13 protein-coding genes are annotated in these 14,670 nt (G+C 63.3%); 3 read left to right on the top strand and 10 right to left on the bottom strand.

Going from position 1 to position 14,670, the window contains the following annotated elements; all coding sequences use genetic code 11:
• Window positions 1–101 precede the first annotated feature (101 nt).
• Window positions 102–1,442 (top strand): hemolysin family protein, encoded by a 1,341-nt coding sequence (locus tag ABZO33_RS03330; RefSeq protein WP_214500802.1) that lies wholly within the window; start codon window positions 102–104, stop codon window positions 1,440–1,442.
• A 50-nt stretch (window positions 1,443–1,492) separates the two neighbouring features.
• Here the strand turns inward: ABZO33_RS03330 and ABZO33_RS03325 are convergent, their stop codons facing one another.
• The 8 genes from ABZO33_RS03325 to ABZO33_RS03290 form a co-directional block, all read right to left on the bottom strand.
• Entirely contained in the window at window positions 1,493–2,392 is a 900-nt protein-coding gene (locus ABZO33_RS03325; RefSeq protein ID WP_023630538.1) for a peptidoglycan DD-metalloendopeptidase family protein, read from the bottom strand.
• A gap of 195 nt (window positions 2,393–2,587) precedes the next feature.
• Complete coding sequence (locus ABZO33_RS03320) at window positions 2,588–3,499, bottom strand: response regulator (protein ID WP_414534834.1); 912 nt, start codon at window positions 3,497–3,499, stop codon at window positions 2,588–2,590.
• Between the two features lie 162 nt (window positions 3,500–3,661).
• Window positions 3,662–4,432 (bottom strand): phosphate signaling complex protein PhoU, encoded by a 771-nt coding sequence (gene phoU / locus ABZO33_RS03315; RefSeq protein ID WP_023630537.1) that lies wholly within the window; start codon window positions 4,430–4,432, stop codon window positions 3,662–3,664.
• Window positions 4,433–4,505: 73 nt separating this feature from the next.
• Entirely contained in the window at window positions 4,506–5,339 is an 834-nt protein-coding gene (gene pstB / locus ABZO33_RS03310) for a phosphate ABC transporter ATP-binding protein PstB (protein ID WP_125466083.1), read from the bottom strand.
• A gap of 103 nt (window positions 5,340–5,442) precedes the next feature.
• Window positions 5,443–7,113: a phosphate ABC transporter permease PstA gene (pstA, locus tag ABZO33_RS03305; RefSeq protein WP_038707069.1), complete on the bottom strand. Its 1,671-nt coding sequence runs from the start codon at window positions 7,111–7,113 to the stop codon at window positions 5,443–5,445.
• A 17-nt stretch (window positions 7,114–7,130) separates the two neighbouring features.
• Window positions 7,131–9,419 (bottom strand): phosphate ABC transporter permease, encoded by a 2,289-nt coding sequence (locus tag ABZO33_RS03300; RefSeq protein ID WP_414534833.1) that lies wholly within the window; start codon window positions 9,417–9,419, stop codon window positions 7,131–7,133.
• 142 nt (window positions 9,420–9,561) lie between these two features.
• Window positions 9,562–10,560 (bottom strand): phosphate ABC transporter substrate-binding protein PstS, encoded by a 999-nt coding sequence (locus tag ABZO33_RS03295; protein WP_023629870.1) that lies wholly within the window; start codon window positions 10,558–10,560, stop codon window positions 9,562–9,564.
• A 167-nt stretch (window positions 10,561–10,727) separates the two neighbouring features.
• Window positions 10,728–12,017, bottom strand: coding sequence for an MFS transporter (locus ABZO33_RS03290; protein WP_414534832.1), 1,290 nt, complete (start codon window positions 12,015–12,017; stop codon window positions 10,728–10,730).
• A gap of 362 nt (window positions 12,018–12,379) precedes the next feature.
• Between ABZO33_RS03290 and ABZO33_RS03285 the strand changes: the two genes are divergently transcribed.
• Both ABZO33_RS03285 and ABZO33_RS03280 read left to right on the top strand, forming a co-directional pair.
• Entirely contained in the window at window positions 12,380–12,778 is a 399-nt protein-coding gene (locus ABZO33_RS03285; RefSeq protein WP_003253317.1) for an acyl-CoA thioesterase, read from the top strand.
• Window positions 12,779–12,851: 73 nt separating this feature from the next.
• Window positions 12,852–13,748: a D-hexose-6-phosphate mutarotase gene (locus tag ABZO33_RS03280; protein ID WP_414534831.1), complete on the top strand. Its 897-nt coding sequence runs from the start codon at window positions 12,852–12,854 to the stop codon at window positions 13,746–13,748.
• A 67-nt stretch (window positions 13,749–13,815) separates the two neighbouring features.
• On the opposite strand, the gene ABZO33_RS03275 is transcribed toward ABZO33_RS03280, so the two are convergent.
• Entirely contained in the window at window positions 13,816–14,349 is a 534-nt protein-coding gene (locus tag ABZO33_RS03275; RefSeq protein WP_414534830.1) for a DUF3299 domain-containing protein, read from the bottom strand.
• A 49-nt stretch (window positions 14,350–14,398) separates the two neighbouring features.
• The gene (locus ABZO33_RS03270) at window positions 14,399–14,644 is read right to left on the bottom strand and encodes a GlsB/YeaQ/YmgE family stress response membrane protein (protein ID WP_414534829.1); all 246 of its coding nucleotides are present in this window, start codon (window positions 14,642–14,644) and stop codon (window positions 14,399–14,401) included.
• Between the last annotated feature and the right edge of the window lie 26 nt (window positions 14,645–14,670).

Below are 14,670 nucleotides of genomic sequence, written 5' to 3'. Positions count from 1 at the left end.
TTTGCTTTTGCTGCTTCAGCCGCTACATTGGATCCCCCGTGCCAGCCATAGCTGGCACTTTTTTTCTCCCTTTCAAAGACGGACCCCGTAAAAACCCCATCATGGACCCTTCCCCTGGTATCAGCCTCACCTCGTTGTTCGCCGATTTCGGCATGATTCTCTTTGCCTTGTTCCTGGTGCTGCTCAACGGCTTCTTCGTGGCCGCCGAGTTCGCCATGGTCAAGCTGCGCTCCACCCGCGTCGAATCCATCGCCGAGCTGCATGGCTGGCGTGGCAGCATCCTGCGCAAGGTGCACAACCAGCTCGACGCCTATCTCTCGGCCTGCCAGCTGGGCATCACCCTCGCCTCCCTTGGCCTGGGCTGGGTCGGCGAGCCGGCGTTCGCCCACCTGCTCGAGCCGCTGCTGGCCTATGTCGGCGTGGACAGCCCGGAGCTGATCAAGGCGATCTCGTTCTTCGTCGCCTTCTTCGTGATCTCCTACCTGCACATCGTGGTCGGCGAGCTGGCCCCCAAGTCGTGGGCGATCCGCAAGCCCGAGCTGCTGTCGCTGTGGACCGCCGTGCCGCTGTACCTGTTCTACTGGGCGATGTATCCGGCGATCTACCTGCTCAACGCCAGCGCCAACACCATCCTGCGCATCGCCGGCCAAGGCGAGCCTGGGCCGCACCACGAGCATCACTACAGCCGCGAGGAGCTCAAGCTGATCCTGCACTCCAGCCGTGGCCAGGACCCAAGCGACCAGGGCATGCGCGTGCTGGCCTCGGCCGTGGAGATGGGCGAGCTGGAAGTGGTCGACTGGGCCAACTCCCGCGAGGACATGGTCAGCATCGATGCCCATGCGCCGCTGAAGGAAATCCTCGCCCTGCTGCGCCGTCACAAGTTCAGCCGCTACCCGGTGTATGACGCCGAGCGCGAGGAATTCACCGGACTGCTGCACATCAAGGACCTGCTGCTGGAGCTCGCAGAGCTCGATCACTTGCCGCAAACCATCGACCTTGCAGACCTCGCCCGCCCGCTGGAACGGGTGTCGCGGCACATGCCGCTGGCCCAGCTGCTTGAGCAGTTCCGCAAGGGTGGCGCGCACTTCGTGCTGGTCGAGGAAGCCGACGGCAAGGTGATCGGCTACCTGACCATGGAAGACGTGCTGGAAGTGCTGGTGGGCGATATCCAGGACGAGCACCGCAAGACCGAGCGCGGCATCCTCGCCTACCAGCCGGGCAAGCTGCTGGTGCGCGGTGATACGCCGCTGTTCAAGGTCGAGCGCTTGCTGGGTATCGACTTGGACCACATCGAGGCGGAAACCCTCGCCGGGCTGATCTACGAGACCCTCAAGCGCGTCCCTGAGGAAGAGGAAGTGCTGGAGGTCGAAGGCCTGCGCATCATCATCAAGAAGATGAAAGGGCCGAAGATCGTGCTGGCCAAGGTGCTCAAGCTCGATTGACCCGAGAACCCGCGCCTACCTCTGTGGGTGCGGGCTTGCCCCGCGATGCGTCATGGATTCCCTGCGGTAAAGTCCGGCAGCCCACCGATTGGCCGGTCGAACTGATACGGGATCGACTCCAGCGCCAGCCCCACATTGCGCTGCACCACGAAATGCAGGTGCGGCCCGCTGCTGTTGCCGGTGTTGCCCGATTTGGCCAATGGCTGCCCCTGAGCAACCCGCTGCCCCTCGCCCACCACCACCGAGCCGCGCATCAGGTGCAGGTAAACGCCCATGGTGCCGTCCGGGTGCAGGATCCTGACGAAATTGCCCGCCGGATTGTTGCCGCGCCCGCTCTGGTTGTTCTCGATCTTCACCACCACCCCGCCGCGTGCCGCGATGATCGGCGTGCCTTCGGGCATGGCGATATCCATGGCGTAGCGGCCCTTGGGCCCGAAGTGGCTGAAACGGCCATTGGGGCCCTGGCTCAGGCGGAACGGCCCGCCCTTCCAGGGGAACGGATACCGATAGCCCTGCGGGCGCTGGCCCGGGTCGCCCATGGCGTAACGGAACTTGGTGTCGTACTTGAGGCGAGCCCCCTGGCGAGCCTGTACCACGCTGAGGATCAGGTTCGAGCGCGGCGGCACCAGGCGCCGGACGATGCGCGGGGCGTTGCCGCCCTGGGCATTGGCCAGGCGCTCCACACGCAGTTCAACCTCCATCGGCACGAACAGCTCGTTGCGCGCGACAAAACGCACACCACCGGCGAAATCCTCGGTCTTCAGCCGCACCTGGCCGTCCAGGCGCTCGACCATGGGTTCGCGGAACACGAAAACCTTGGCGCCCACGCTGGGTCGGTCGGAATAGGAAACCACGCCATAGGTATCGGTGGTCTTGTAGATGGTCATGCCCAGGCTCGACGCCGAGGCCGTGAGCAAGGCACAGAACAGCAGCAGTCGGGAGGGCGGCATGATGGTGGCTTTTTGACAGTTGCGTTCTGTCGAAGCCTAGCAGCCCAGATAAAGACAAGTTGTGACAGCTGGTCGGAAGTTTTAGCGGGCCCCTGTAGGAGCGGCTTCAGCCGCGATGCAGGCAACGCGGCTATGGCACCCGCTTCGCGGGTGATCGCGGCTGAAGCCGCTCCTACAGAGAGTACAGCCCGGCCATCAGGCCCCGGGGGTGAAGTGCTTCTGCGCCGTGCCGCGGGCGATCAGCCGCGACAGGTAGTCGAGCTTCTGCGCATCCTGGTCGACGAACTTGAAGGTCAGCTGCAGCCAGTCGCTCTCAGGCTTGGGCTCCAACGCCGCAATGGCGTGCAGGTAGCCGTTCAGGCGCGCCGTTTCGGCATTCTCGCCTTGCTCCAGATCCAGCACCGCGCCTTCGAGCACCTGTGGCAGGTTGGTACCGCGGCGCACCACCAGCAGGGCTTCCTTCAGGCTCAGGGCCTTGATCATGCACGGCTGAGTGCCGCTGGCCAGGCGCAGTTGGCCTTGGCCACGACCAGCCTGGGCCGCCGCAGCGGCAGTCTTTGGCGTGGGGGCGTTGAGCAGCGGCTTGGCCGCTGCTGCCACGGGCGCGGCGGCAGGCGCAGTCACCTTGGCAGCTTCAGGGCGACCACCGGTCAGGGCACTGAGCGAGTCATTGGCAAACGCCGAGTTGACCCGCGCTGGCGCGCTGGACATCAGGCTGTCGAGCTTGCCGATCTTGGTCAGCGACTTCTTCACCTTGGTCAGCAGTTGCTCGTTGGTGAACGGCTTGCCGACGAAATCGGAAACGCCGGCCTGGATGGCCTGGATCACGTTTTCCTTGTCGCCACGGCTGGTCACCATGATGAACTGCATGGTCTTCATCTCTTCCTGCTGGCGGCACCAGGTCAGCAGTTCGAGGCCGGACATCTCCGGCATTTCCCAGTCGCACAGGACCAGGTCGAAACGTTCCTTGCTCAGCATGGCCATGGCCTTGCGACCGTTGACCGCGTCCTCGATCACCATGCCGGGGAAGGCATTGCGCAGGCACTTCCTTACCAGGTCGCGGATGAACGGGGCATCATCCACGACCAGCACATTCACTTTACTCATCGATACTCCTCTTGATCCCGGCTAGCATACCGCCGACTGATGGCCATTTGCCAAACCACTGGTCACGCCGGGACTTCTCACACGGTTCGCGGGTGCCTGCTGGTGCTCGACCGCAAACGAAAACGCCCGGCGGTTGCCGGGCGTTCATGCTCGGGAGCAATCTTATTTATCGTCCGGTTCAGCCGGAACATTAGCGATTTCGCCCTCATCGAACGCTTCGCCCTGCACCTCGGCCTTCATGCGCTTGAGGCCCATGTGGCGCACGTCGGTACCACGCACCAGGTAGATCACCAGCTCGGAGATGTTGCGCGCGTGGTCGCCGATGCGCTCCAGCGAACGCAGGGCCCAGATCACGCTCAACACGCGGGAGATCGAGCGCGGATCTTCCATCATGTAGGTGACCAGCTCGCGCAACGCCGTCTTGTACTCGCGGTCGATGGTCTTGTCGTACTGGGCCACCGACAGCGCCAGGTCGGCGTCGAAGCGGGCGAAGGCGTCCAGCGCGTCGCGGACCATGTTGCGCACCTGGTCACCGATATGGCGCACCTCGACATAACCACGCGGCGACTCACCTTCCTCGCACAGCTGGATGGCACGGCGGGCGATCTTGGTCGATTCGTCACCGATGCGCTCCAGGTCGATCACCGACTTGGAGATGCTGATGATCAGGCGCAGGTCGGAGGCCGCCGGCTGACGACGGGCGAGGATGCGCACGCATTCCTCGTCGATGTTGCGCTCCATCTGGTTGATCTGTTCGTCGACTTCACGTACCTGCTGGGCCAGGCCCGAGTCGGCCTCGATCAGCGCGGTGACGGCGTCATTCACCTGTTTCTCCACCAGCCCGCCCATGGCCAGCAGGTGGCTGCGCACCTCCTCGAGCTCGGCGTTGAACTGTTGGGAGATGTGGTGGGTAAGGCTTTCTTTGTTGATCATCGTTTCGCTCCGCGAAGCAGCTGCAGGCTTCAAGTCGTTCGTGTCGTTCCCTGGCGTTCCTACCCTGCCGGTGTTAGCCGTAGCGACCGGTGATGTAGTCTTCGGTCTGCTTCTTCGCCGGGTTGGTGAACAGGGTGTCGGTATCACCGAATTCGACCAGTTTGCCCATGTACATGAAGGCGGTGTAGTCCGAAACACGGGCCGCCTGCTGCATGTTGTGGGTGACGATGACGATGGTGTACTTGGATTTCAGTTCGTAGATCAGCTCTTCGACCTTCAGCGTCGAGATCGGGTCCAGTGCCGAGCACGGCTCGTCGAGCAGCAGCACTTCCGGCTCGACGGCAATGGTACGGGCGATCACCAGACGCTGCTGCTGGCCACCGGACAGGCCCAGCGCCGACTCGTGCAGGCGGTCCTTGACCTCATCCCACAGGGCCGCGCCCTTCAGCGCCCACTCGACGGCCTCGTCGAGGGTGCGCTTCTTGTTGATGCCCTGGATACGCAGGCCGTAGACCACGTTCTCGTAGATGGTCTTGGGGAACGGGTTGGGCTTCTGGAACACCATGCCCACGCGACGGCGCAGCTCGGCCACGTCCTCGCCCTTGCGGTAGATGTTGTTGCCGTACAGGTTGATGGCGCCTTCGACACGGCAGCCGTCGACCAGATCGTTCATGCGGTTGAAGGTGCGCAGCAGCGTGGACTTGCCGCAGCCGGACGGGCCGATGAAGGCGGTCACACGCTGCTTGGGGATGTTCATGCTGACGTCGAACAGCGCCTGCTTGTCGCCGTAGAACAGCGATAGGCCGGGCACTTCGATGGCCACGGTCTCTTCAGCCAGGCGCAGGCTCTGCTTGTCGCGGCCCAGGGCCGACATGTCGATGCCGTGGGTATGAGCTTCGTGTTGCATGTTCTTACTCCTTTTGTAGCTGCAAGCTATCAGCTGCAAGCTGCAAGTTTGAGCAAAGCGGCGAGCTGTTTGGCGCTTGCCGCTTGTGGCTTAGGCTTTGAAATCAATGGTCCAGGGCCTTGTACTTCTCGCGCAGGTGGTTACGGATCCACACCGCCGAGAGGTTGAGGGTGGCGATCACCAGCACCAGCAGCAGCGCGGTGGCGTACACCAGCGGCCGCGCGGCCTCGACGTTGGGGCTCTGGAAGCCGACGTCGTAGATGTGGAAGCCCAGGTGCATGATCTTCTGGTCCAGGTGCAGGTACGGGTAGTTACCGTCCACCGGCAGCGATGGCGCCAGCTTCACCACACCCACCAGCATCAGCGGGGCCACTTCGCCGGCGGCGCGGGCCACGGCGAGGATCATGCCGGTCATCATGGCCGGGCTGGCCATCGGCAGGACGATCTTCCACAAGGTCTCGGCCTTGGTCGCGCCCAGGGCCAGCGAACCTTCGCGCACGGTGCGCGGAATACGCGCCAGGCCTTCCTCGGTGGCCACGATCACCACCGGCACGGCCAGCAGCGCCAGGGTCAGCGAAGCCCACAGCAGGCCCGGCGTACCCAGCGTAGGTGCCGGCAGCGACTCGGGGAAGAACAGCCGGTCGATCGAGCCGCCCAGCACGTAGACGAAGAAGCCCAGGCCGAACACGCCGTAGACGATCGCCGGGACGCCGGCGAGGTTGTTCACGGCAATACGGATCAATCGAGTCACCGGCCCCTGCCTGGCGTATTCACGCAGGTAGACGGCAGCCAGTACACCGAACGGGGTGACGATCACTGCCATGATCAGGGTCATCATCACGGTGCCGAAGATGGCCGGGAAGATACCGCCTTCAGTGTTGGCCTCACGCGGGTCGTCGCTGAGGAACTCCCACACCTTGGCGAAGTAGGCGCCCATCTTGGTAAAACCGGACATGGCGTTCGGCTGGATGGCGTGGACCACCTTGCTCAGGTTGATCTCCACTTCGCGGCCGTTGCCGTCGCGGGCTACCAGGCTGTCGCGGGCGAACTCCTGGTGCAGGCCGTTGAGGCGCTCTTCGATGGCCTTGTAGCGGTTGTTCAGCTCGGCGCGCTCGGCGTCCATGTCGGCCTGGGCGGCGGCGTCGAGCTTGCCGTCCAGCTCCAGCTTGCGGCTGTGCAGGCGCAGGCGCTCCAGGCCGTGGTTGATGGCACCGATGTCCTTCTTCTCGAGCTTCACAAGCTGGTCGTTGAGCTGGCTGGCGCGCTTGAGGCGGGCCTGCAGCTCGTTCCAGGCTTCCGGCCCCTGGGCGACCACGCGGCCTTCTTCCTTGACGCTGACCAGATAGCCGTAGAAGTTGCCCCATTCGCGGCGCTCCAGGGCAATCAGGTCGGCAGGTTTCTGCTGGTCGACCAGCCACTCGCCGACCACCCAGGTGAAGTCGCTGCCATTGAGGTCGCGGTTGCCCACCTTGATCAGCTCGCGGGTCATGAACTCCGGGCCTTGGTCGGGCACCGGCAGGCCGGCACCCTTGAGGCGTTCACGGGGCACTTCTTCCTTCTGCACCACTTCACCGATGACGATGTGGTCAGCCTGGCCCGGCACCTTGTAGGTGGCCTGGACCAGGTCGGCCGGCCAGAAGTGGCCCAGGCCACGCACGGCGATCACGGCCAGCAGGCCGACGGTCATGATGACCGCCATGGCCACCGCGCCGCCACTGATCCAGACGCCGGGGGCGCCGCTCTTGAACCAGCCTTTGAGGGAATCCTTTTTCACGGATCTCTACCTTTCTATCAAAGCGACGAGTATTTCTTGCGCAGGCGCTGGCGAATCAGCTCGGCCAGGGTGTTCATCACGAAGGTGAACATCAGCAGCACGAGGGCGGCGAGGAACAGCACACGATAGTGGCTACCGCCGACTTCCGATTCGGGCATTTCCACGGCCACGTTGGCGGCCAGGGTGCGCATGCCCTCGAACAGGTTCAGCTCCATCACCGGGGTGTTGCCGGTGGCCATCAGCACGATCATGGTCTCGCCCACCGCACGGCCCATGCCGATCATCAGCGCCGAGAAGATGCCCGGGCTGGCGGTGAGGATGACCACGCGGGTCAAGGTCTGCCATGGCGTCGCGCCCAGGGCCAGCGAACCCAGGGTCAGGCTGCGCGGCACGCTGAACACGGCGTCTTCGGCGATGGAGTAGATGTTCGGGATGACCGCGAAGCCCATGGCGATACCGACCACCAGGGCGTTGCGCTGGTCGTAGGTGATGCCGATGTCGTTGCTGATCCACAGGCGCATGTCGCCATTGAAGAACCAGCTCTCGAGGAACGGGCTCATGTACAGGGCAAACCAACCGATCACGAGGATGACCGGGATCAGGATCGCCGCTTCCCAGCCATCCGGGATGCGCAGGCGGATCGACTCCGGCAGGCGGCTCCAGCTGAAGCCGGCGAGCAGGATACCGATCGGCATGATCAGGAACAGGCTGAACACGCCCGGCAGGTGACCTTCCAGATACGGCGCCAGGAACAGGCCAGCGAAGAAGCCGAGGATCACCGTCGGCATCGCTTCCATCAACTCGATCACCGGCTTGACCTTGCGGCGCATGCCCGGGGCCATGAAGTAGGCGGTGTAGATGGCGGCGGCAATGGCCAGCGGCGCGGCCAGGATCATCGCGTAGAACGCGGCCTTGAGCGTACCGAAGGTCAGCGGCGACAGGCTCAGCTTGGGTTCGAAGTCGGTATTCGAGGCGGTCGACTGCCAGACATACTTGGGCTCGTCGTAGTTCTCGTACCAGACCTTGCCCCACAGCGCGCTGAACGAGACTTCCGGGTGCGGGTTCTTCAGGCTCAGCGGCAACAGCTTGCCGCCTTGCTCGATGATGATGCGGTTGGCGCGTGGCGACAGGGCGAGGATGCCCGCGCCTTCGGCGACCGGCTCGACCAGCAGGGTACGGTGCGCGGTGCTGTGGAACACGCCGAGCTTGCCTTCGCTATCCAGAGCGATGAAGCCCTTGCGGCGCTCCTCGGCGTCGATCTGCACCACCGGGGCCTTGCCCATCTGGAAGCTGCGGATCAACTTGAAGCGCGACTCGCCATCGGGGTCACGGGCCATGAACCACTGGCTCAGGCCACCCTTGGAGTCACCGAAGATCAGCGAGATGCCACCGACCAGCTGGGCGGTCGCGGTGATCTCGGCGTTGCCGTCCTCGAGCAGCTTGTAGCGGCCGTTGAGGCTCTTGTCGCGCAGGCTGAACACGTCGGCGGTGGCACGGCCGTTGACCACGTACAGCCACTGCTGGCGCGGGTCGATGAAGATGTTCTTCACCACCTCGGTCATCTGCGGCAGTTCGATACGGTTCTGCTCGACAGTGACCTCGTCGGTCATCATGTTCTCGGTGCGCGACAGTTCGATCACCTGCAGGTGCGCACCGGTGGAACCGGCCAGCAACAAAGTGTCGCCGTTGACGTTGACGCTCACATGTTCCAGTGCGCGGCCTTGGTCATCCAGGGTGAACAGGTCCTGACCATAGGGGAAGTCGATGCCCGCCTCGATGGTCTTCTTGTTGTCCGGATAGGTGATCTTGTAGGTGTGGTGGAACACCAGCGCCTGGCCGTTGGACAGGCCCACCACCACCAGCGGGCTGCCCGGCTGGTCGGTGCTGATCGAGCTGACCTGGGCGCCGGCCGGCAGCGGCAGGTCGACGCGCTTCAGTTCGTTGCCGGTCTTGGTATCGAAGAACAGGGCCTGGCCCTTGTCGGATACACGCATACCCACGAGGTTCTGTTCCTCGAGGGCGATCAGCAGCGGTTTACCGGCGTCCTGCTGCAGCCAGGTCGGCTCCAGCGCCTTCTTGCTGGACAGCGTGGCACCCTGGAACAGCGGCAGCACCACATAGGCCAGGTAGAAGAAGATCAGCGTGATCGCCGCCAGCACGGCGAGCCCGCCCACCAGGACGTACCAGCGGGTCAGGCGATCCTTGAGGGCGCGCAGGCGGCGCTTGCGTTGCAACTCGGGCGTATTGAAGTCAATGCGCACCGGAGGAGAATTTTGGGTCATTGTGGAGTTGGCCAGATCATTCATGCGCACACCCTAGCGGTCCCGTATGACAAAAACATGACAGTGCAGTGACGCAAAAAAGCCCGCCGCGCAGGAGCCCTGGCTTCGGACTAAGGAATTCGTGGAGGAGGCCGGCATTTTTGGCACCGGCCTCATCCTCAATTACTTACTTCTTTGCAACGTTACCCGCGTGGGACAGGCCCAGGTCGGCCAGGGTCTTGTCGACCACCTTGGCTGGCAGCGGGATGTAGCCGTCCTTCACGACAACTTGCTGGCCGGCCTGCGACAGCACCAGCTTGACGAACTCGGCTTCCAGCGGGGCCAGAGGCTTGTTCGGGGCCTTGTTGACGTAGACGTAGAGGAAGCGCGACAGCGGGTAGGTACCGTTCAGGGCGTTGGCTTCGTTGTCTTCGACGAACGCGCCGCCTTCTTTCTTGGCCAGGGCCACGGTCTTGACGCTGGCGGTCTTGTAGCCGATGCCCGAGTAGCCGATGCCGTTCAGCGAGGAACTGATCGACTGCACGACCGAAGCCGAGCCAGGCTGTTCGTTGACGTTAGGCTTGAAGTCGCCTTTGCACAGGGCTTCTTCCTTGAAGTAGCCGTAGGTGCCGGATACCGAGTTACGGCCGAACAGCTGAACTGGCTTGTTGGCCAGGTCGCCGGTCACACCCAGGTCGCCCCAGGTCTTGACGTCGGCTTTGCCACCGCACAGACGGGTGGAGGAGAAGATGGCGTCGACCTGGGCCATGGTCAGGCCTTTGATCGGGTTGTCCTTGTGAACGAACACGGCCAGGGCGTCAACGGCAACCGGGATGGCAGTCGGCTTGTAGCCGTACTTCTGCTCGAACGCCTGCAGCTCGACGTCCTTCATCTTGCGGCTCATCGGGCCCAGGTTGGCGGTGCCTTCAGTCAGGGCAGGTGGCGCGGTCGAGGAACCGGCGGCCTGGATCTGGATGTTTACGTTCGGATATTCCTTCTTGTAGGCCTCGGCCCACAGGGTCATCAGGTTCGCGAGGGTGTCGGAACCGACGCTGGAGAGGTTGCCCGAAACACCGGTGGTCTTGGTGTAGGTCGGGATTGCAGGATCGACAGCGGCGACCGCATTGGCGGCAGCGACGCCAGCGGCGGCAAAGGTCAGGGCCGCCATCAAACGCTTCAGTTTCATGCCTTGCTCCTAGCAGGAATATCGTGGGTTGTGAGATGGAACGGGCCCAAGTATCTGCAGGCCGCATGAACACTCTATGACTCGAATGTGACAATTGGATGAAAGGCCATCACCGGTAACCGGGATGGCCTTTACAGGATGTTGCAGAGGGGGAGTTAGAGCGGGTTTCAGCGTTTGCGTGCGAGCAGATAGATGCCCACCAGTAGACCAACGGCGCACAGGCACGCCACGTAATAGGCGGGTGCCATCGGACTGAACTTCAGCAGCGCAGTCACTACCATCGGCGTGAGGCCACCGAAGATCGCATAGGCCAGGTTGTAGGAGAACGACAGGCCGCTGAAGCGCACTACCGGCGGGAACGCCTTGACCATCACGTAAGGCACGGCGCCGACGATACCCACGCACAGGCCAGTCAGCGCATAGAGCGGGAACAGCAGGTCCGGGCGGGTCGGCAGGCTGTGGTAGAAGGCCCAGGACGACGCCAGCAGCGCCAGGCTGCCGAGGATGAACACCCGACCGGCACCGAAACGGTCGGCCAGGCTGCCAGCGCCGACGCAGCCCAGGCTGAGCAGCACGATGGCCAGGCTATTGGCCTTTAGCGAGTCGGTGGGGCTGACGTGGTAGAGGCTCTGTAGCAAGGCCGGGGTCATCAGGATGATCACCACGATGCCGGCCGACAGCAGCCAGGTCAGCAGCATCGACAGGATGATCGCGCCGCGATGATCACGCAGCACCGCGCGCAGTGGCAACTCCTCGGCCAGAGCCTTGCGCGCCTGCATCTCGGCGAACACCGGGGTCTCATGCAGCCAGCGGCGCAGGTAGACCGCGAAGAAGCCGAACACCCCACCGAGCAGGAACGGGATACGCCAGGCGTAGTCCGCCACTTCCTCGGGGCTGTAGATCGTGTTGATCAGCGTCGCCACCAGCGAGCCAAGCAGGATGCCCGAGGTCAGGCCGGCGGTCAGGGTGCCGCAGGCATAGCCGGTGTTGCGCGCCGGCACGTGCTCGGAGACGAACACCCAGGCCCCGGGCACCTCGCCACCGATGGCCGCGCCCTGGATAACCCGCATCAGCAGCAGCAGGATCGGCGCCCACAGGCCAATCTGCGCATAGGTGGGCAGCAGCCCCATCACCAGGGTCGGCACGGCCATCATGAAAATGCTCAGGGTGAACATCTTCTTGCGTCCGAGCAGGTCGCCGAAGTGGGCCATGACGATGCCGCCCAATGGCCGGGCCAGGTAGCCGGCGGCGAAGATGCCGAAGGTCTGCATCAGGCGCAGCCATTCGGGCATGTCGGCGGGGAAGAACAGCTTGCCCACCACCGTGGCGAAGAACACGAAGATGATGAAGTCGTAGAACTCCAGGGCACCGCCCAGGGCGGACAGCGAGAGGGTCTTGTAGTCACTGCGGGACAACGGCCGGGACGGCTGCTCGATACTGCTCTGCACGGAGGTCATCGCTGTTCTTTCTCTTGTAGGTCTGCGGACCGCTTGGCATGCGGCTTCTGGATTGAGTAGTCGGCGAAGATAGCAAATTGCCGAGCCGCGCTCATAGCGGTACAAAATCCATACAGATATTCATGAATGCGCGGTCGTCGCTGGCTGTGCAGGTATATATACTGCCCGCTCGTAGGAAAAGGTTGCTTATCCTGAGGGATGTTGTGCGAAAACGTCGGTCATCGTTGTCAGACTGTTTCGCAGAGTTTCCCTGAGGCCGCCCCCTGAAGCGAAATCAGCGTAGTATGCGTGTTGCTGAATCGTTTTTACGGCGTCCGTTATTGCGCCACCAACGAAGCGTCACGGGTCAGAGGCCCCACGGCATGATTGAGCTCGAACAAGAAGATCCTATCCCGCAAGGCGACCTGGCCTTGCAGATCACCGCGCTGCCGCGCGAAACCAATGGTTTCGGCGATATCTTCGGCGGCTGGCTGGTCGCCCAGATGGACCTGGCCGGCACCGCCATGGCCAGCCGCGTCGCCGGAGGCCGAGTGGCCACGGTAGCCATCGACCGCATGGCGTTCCTGGTCCCGGTGGCCGTGGGCGCGCAACTGTCCTTTTATACCCAGACCCTGGAGATCGGCCGCAGCTCGATCCAGATGATGGTCGAAGTGTGGAGCGACGACCCGCTGTCCAGCGAATGGCGCAAGGTCACCGAGGCGGTGTTCGTGTTCGTCGCCATCGATGGCAGTGGTCGCACTCGCTCCGTACCTCGTCGCTGAGCCTGGCGAGCGGTAAACTCATTGCACGTCACCGGGTCCAACGGCCTGACAGACAATCAATGAGACGAGCGCAATGGCTAACTTCACGGTCGAGACCGAGCTGCACGGCGAACTCAACTGCTGGCGCATCACCAGCGATCATGCCGAACTACTGATTGCCCAGCAGGGCGCCCAGGTCCTGAGCTATCAGCGCCTGGGCCAGCCACCGCTGCTGTGGCTGAGCGACCAGGCGATCTTCCGCCAGGGCAAGTCGGTGCGTGCCGGCGCACCCGTGTGCTGGCCTTGGTTCGGTATCTTCGAACGCAACCCGGATTCGGTCAAAGCCATGTTCAAGGGCGAGCAGCCGCCGGCCCACGGCCTGGTGCGTGGCCGCGACTGGCAGTTGTTGCGCGCCGAGGAACAAGGCGATCACCTGCAGGTCGAGTTCGAATTGCCCGAAGCCCAAGGCGACCTGCCGGGTTGGCCTCATGAGGTCCAACTCAAGCTCCTGGTAGAGCTGGGTGACCAGCTGAAGCTCACCCTGACCAGCTACAACCTCGGCAATACCGACGTTACCCTGAGCCAGGCCCTGCACAGCTATTTCGCCGTGAGCGATGTGCGCCAGCTGCAGGTGGAAGGCGTGGACGGGTTGGCCTACATCGAAACACTGGCCAACTGGGAACAACGCAAACAGCAGGGCAACCTGGGTTTCGCGGGCGAGACTGATCGCATCTACCTGAACGCGCCTGCGCAACTGGCAATTGTCGATCCGCACTGGAACCGGCGTATCACCCTTACCGCTGGCGGCTCACGCACTGCGGTAATCTGGAACCCCTGGACCGACCGCGCCCGCGACCTGCCGGACATGGCCGACGATGGCTGGCAGCGCATGCTGTGCATCGAGACGGCGAATGTGATGGATGACGTGGTGGTGCTCAAGCCAGGGGCGACTCATGCGATGAGCGTGGCGATCGGTAGCGAGGCGCTCTGATTCAGGCATTTCGGCCGACCGCATCGCCGGCAAGCCGGCGATAGGGCCAGCCAAGGCATTACAATGCCTACAGGTCCGCATCCTCCACCACCCTCACCTGCCCCGCCTCCAACGCATACGCCGCATCCGCCAGGTCATTGCTGACTTTCTCCACCTTCAAGGTGCCGGTCACCCACAACGGTGTGTAGATATCGTCGATCTTCAATCCTTTCGGATACCGCACCAGCACCAACTGGTTCGGTGGCGGCGGCGGCACGTGGATGCAGGCCCCCGGGTACGGCACCAGGAAAAACAGCGTGCTGTTGCCTTTGGCATCGCTCTCCAGCGGCACCGGATACCCACCCAGGCGGATCTGCCTGCCGTTCATGGCGGCCACGGTCTTGGTCGAGTACATCACTGCCGGCAGGCCCTTGCTCTGCTTCAGCCCCCCCTTGGCGGTGAAGGTGCCCAAGGCTTCCGGGGAGTTGTGGTCGATCTCGGGCATCTGCTCGAGCGCCTTCTGGTCCGACTTGGGCATCAGCTCCAGCCAGTCGGTCTCGGGCAGCTCGGCATGGGCCAGGGCGCTGGTCAGCAACAGGGGGATGAGGAATAACGCACGCATGAAAATGCTCGGCAACTCAGGATGAATTGCCGGGCATTCTAGCGGGAATTCAGCGTTTCTTGATGAAGCCGTAGATCACCAGCAGGATGATCGCGCCGACCAGGGCCCCGAAGAAGCCCGCGGCCTGCCCGGCCTCGTAGATGCCCAGGGCTTGTCCGCCGTAGGTGGCGGCCAGGGAACCGGCGATGCCGAGGAGGATGGTCATGATCCAGCCCATGCTGTCGTCACCCGGTTTCAGGAAACGCGCCAGCAGGCCGACGATCAGGCCGATGAAGATGGTTCCAATGATGCCCATGGCAATCCCTCTGTGATGAACATGAA

The organism is Pseudomonas sp. CAM1A (assembly GCF_047501685.1).
GTDB lineage: Bacteria > Pseudomonadota > Gammaproteobacteria > Pseudomonadales > Pseudomonadaceae > Aquipseudomonas.
This window is presented reverse-complemented; position numbering and strand designations above follow the sequence as displayed.

Bases quoted from the DNA above. Each gene is read 5' to 3' on its own strand.
- ABZO33_RS03330 (WP_214500802.1), top strand. From the start codon at position 102: ATGGACCCTTCCCCTGGTATCAGCCTCACCTCGTTGTTCGCCGATTTC.
- ABZO33_RS03280 (WP_414534831.1), top strand. From the start codon at position 12,852: ATGGCTAACTTCACGGTCGAGACCGAGCTGCACGGCGAACTCAACTGC.
- ABZO33_RS03270 (WP_414534829.1), bottom strand. From the start codon at position 14,644: ATGGGCATCATTGGAACCATCTTCATCGGCCTGATCGTCGGCCTGCTG.
- ABZO33_RS03285 (WP_003253317.1), top strand. From the start codon at position 12,380: ATGATTGAGCTCGAACAAGAAGATCCTATCCCGCAAGGCGACCTGGCC.
- ABZO33_RS03325 (WP_023630538.1), bottom strand. From the start codon at position 2,392: ATGCCGCCCTCCCGACTGCTGCTGTTCTGTGCCTTGCTCACGGCCTCG.
- phoU (WP_023630537.1), bottom strand. From the start codon at position 4,432: ATGATCAACAAAGAAAGCCTTACCCACCACATCTCCCAACAGTTCAAC.
- pstB (WP_125466083.1), bottom strand. From the start codon at position 5,339: ATGCAACACGAAGCTCATACCCACGGCATCGACATGTCGGCCCTGGGC.
- ABZO33_RS03275 (WP_414534830.1), bottom strand. From the start codon at position 14,349: ATGCGTGCGTTATTCCTCATCCCCCTGTTGCTGACCAGCGCCCTGGCC.
- ABZO33_RS03295 (WP_023629870.1), bottom strand. From the start codon at position 10,560: ATGAAACTGAAGCGTTTGATGGCGGCCCTGACCTTTGCCGCCGCTGGC.
- ABZO33_RS03320 (WP_414534834.1), bottom strand. From the start codon at position 3,499: ATGAGTAAAGTGAATGTGCTGGTCGTGGATGATGCCCCGTTCATCCGC.
- ABZO33_RS03300 (WP_414534833.1), bottom strand. From the start codon at position 9,419: ATGAATGATCTGGCCAACTCCACAATGACCCAAAATTCTCCTCCGGTG.
- ABZO33_RS03290 (WP_414534832.1), bottom strand. From the start codon at position 12,017: ATGACCTCCGTGCAGAGCAGTATCGAGCAGCCGTCCCGGCCGTTGTCC.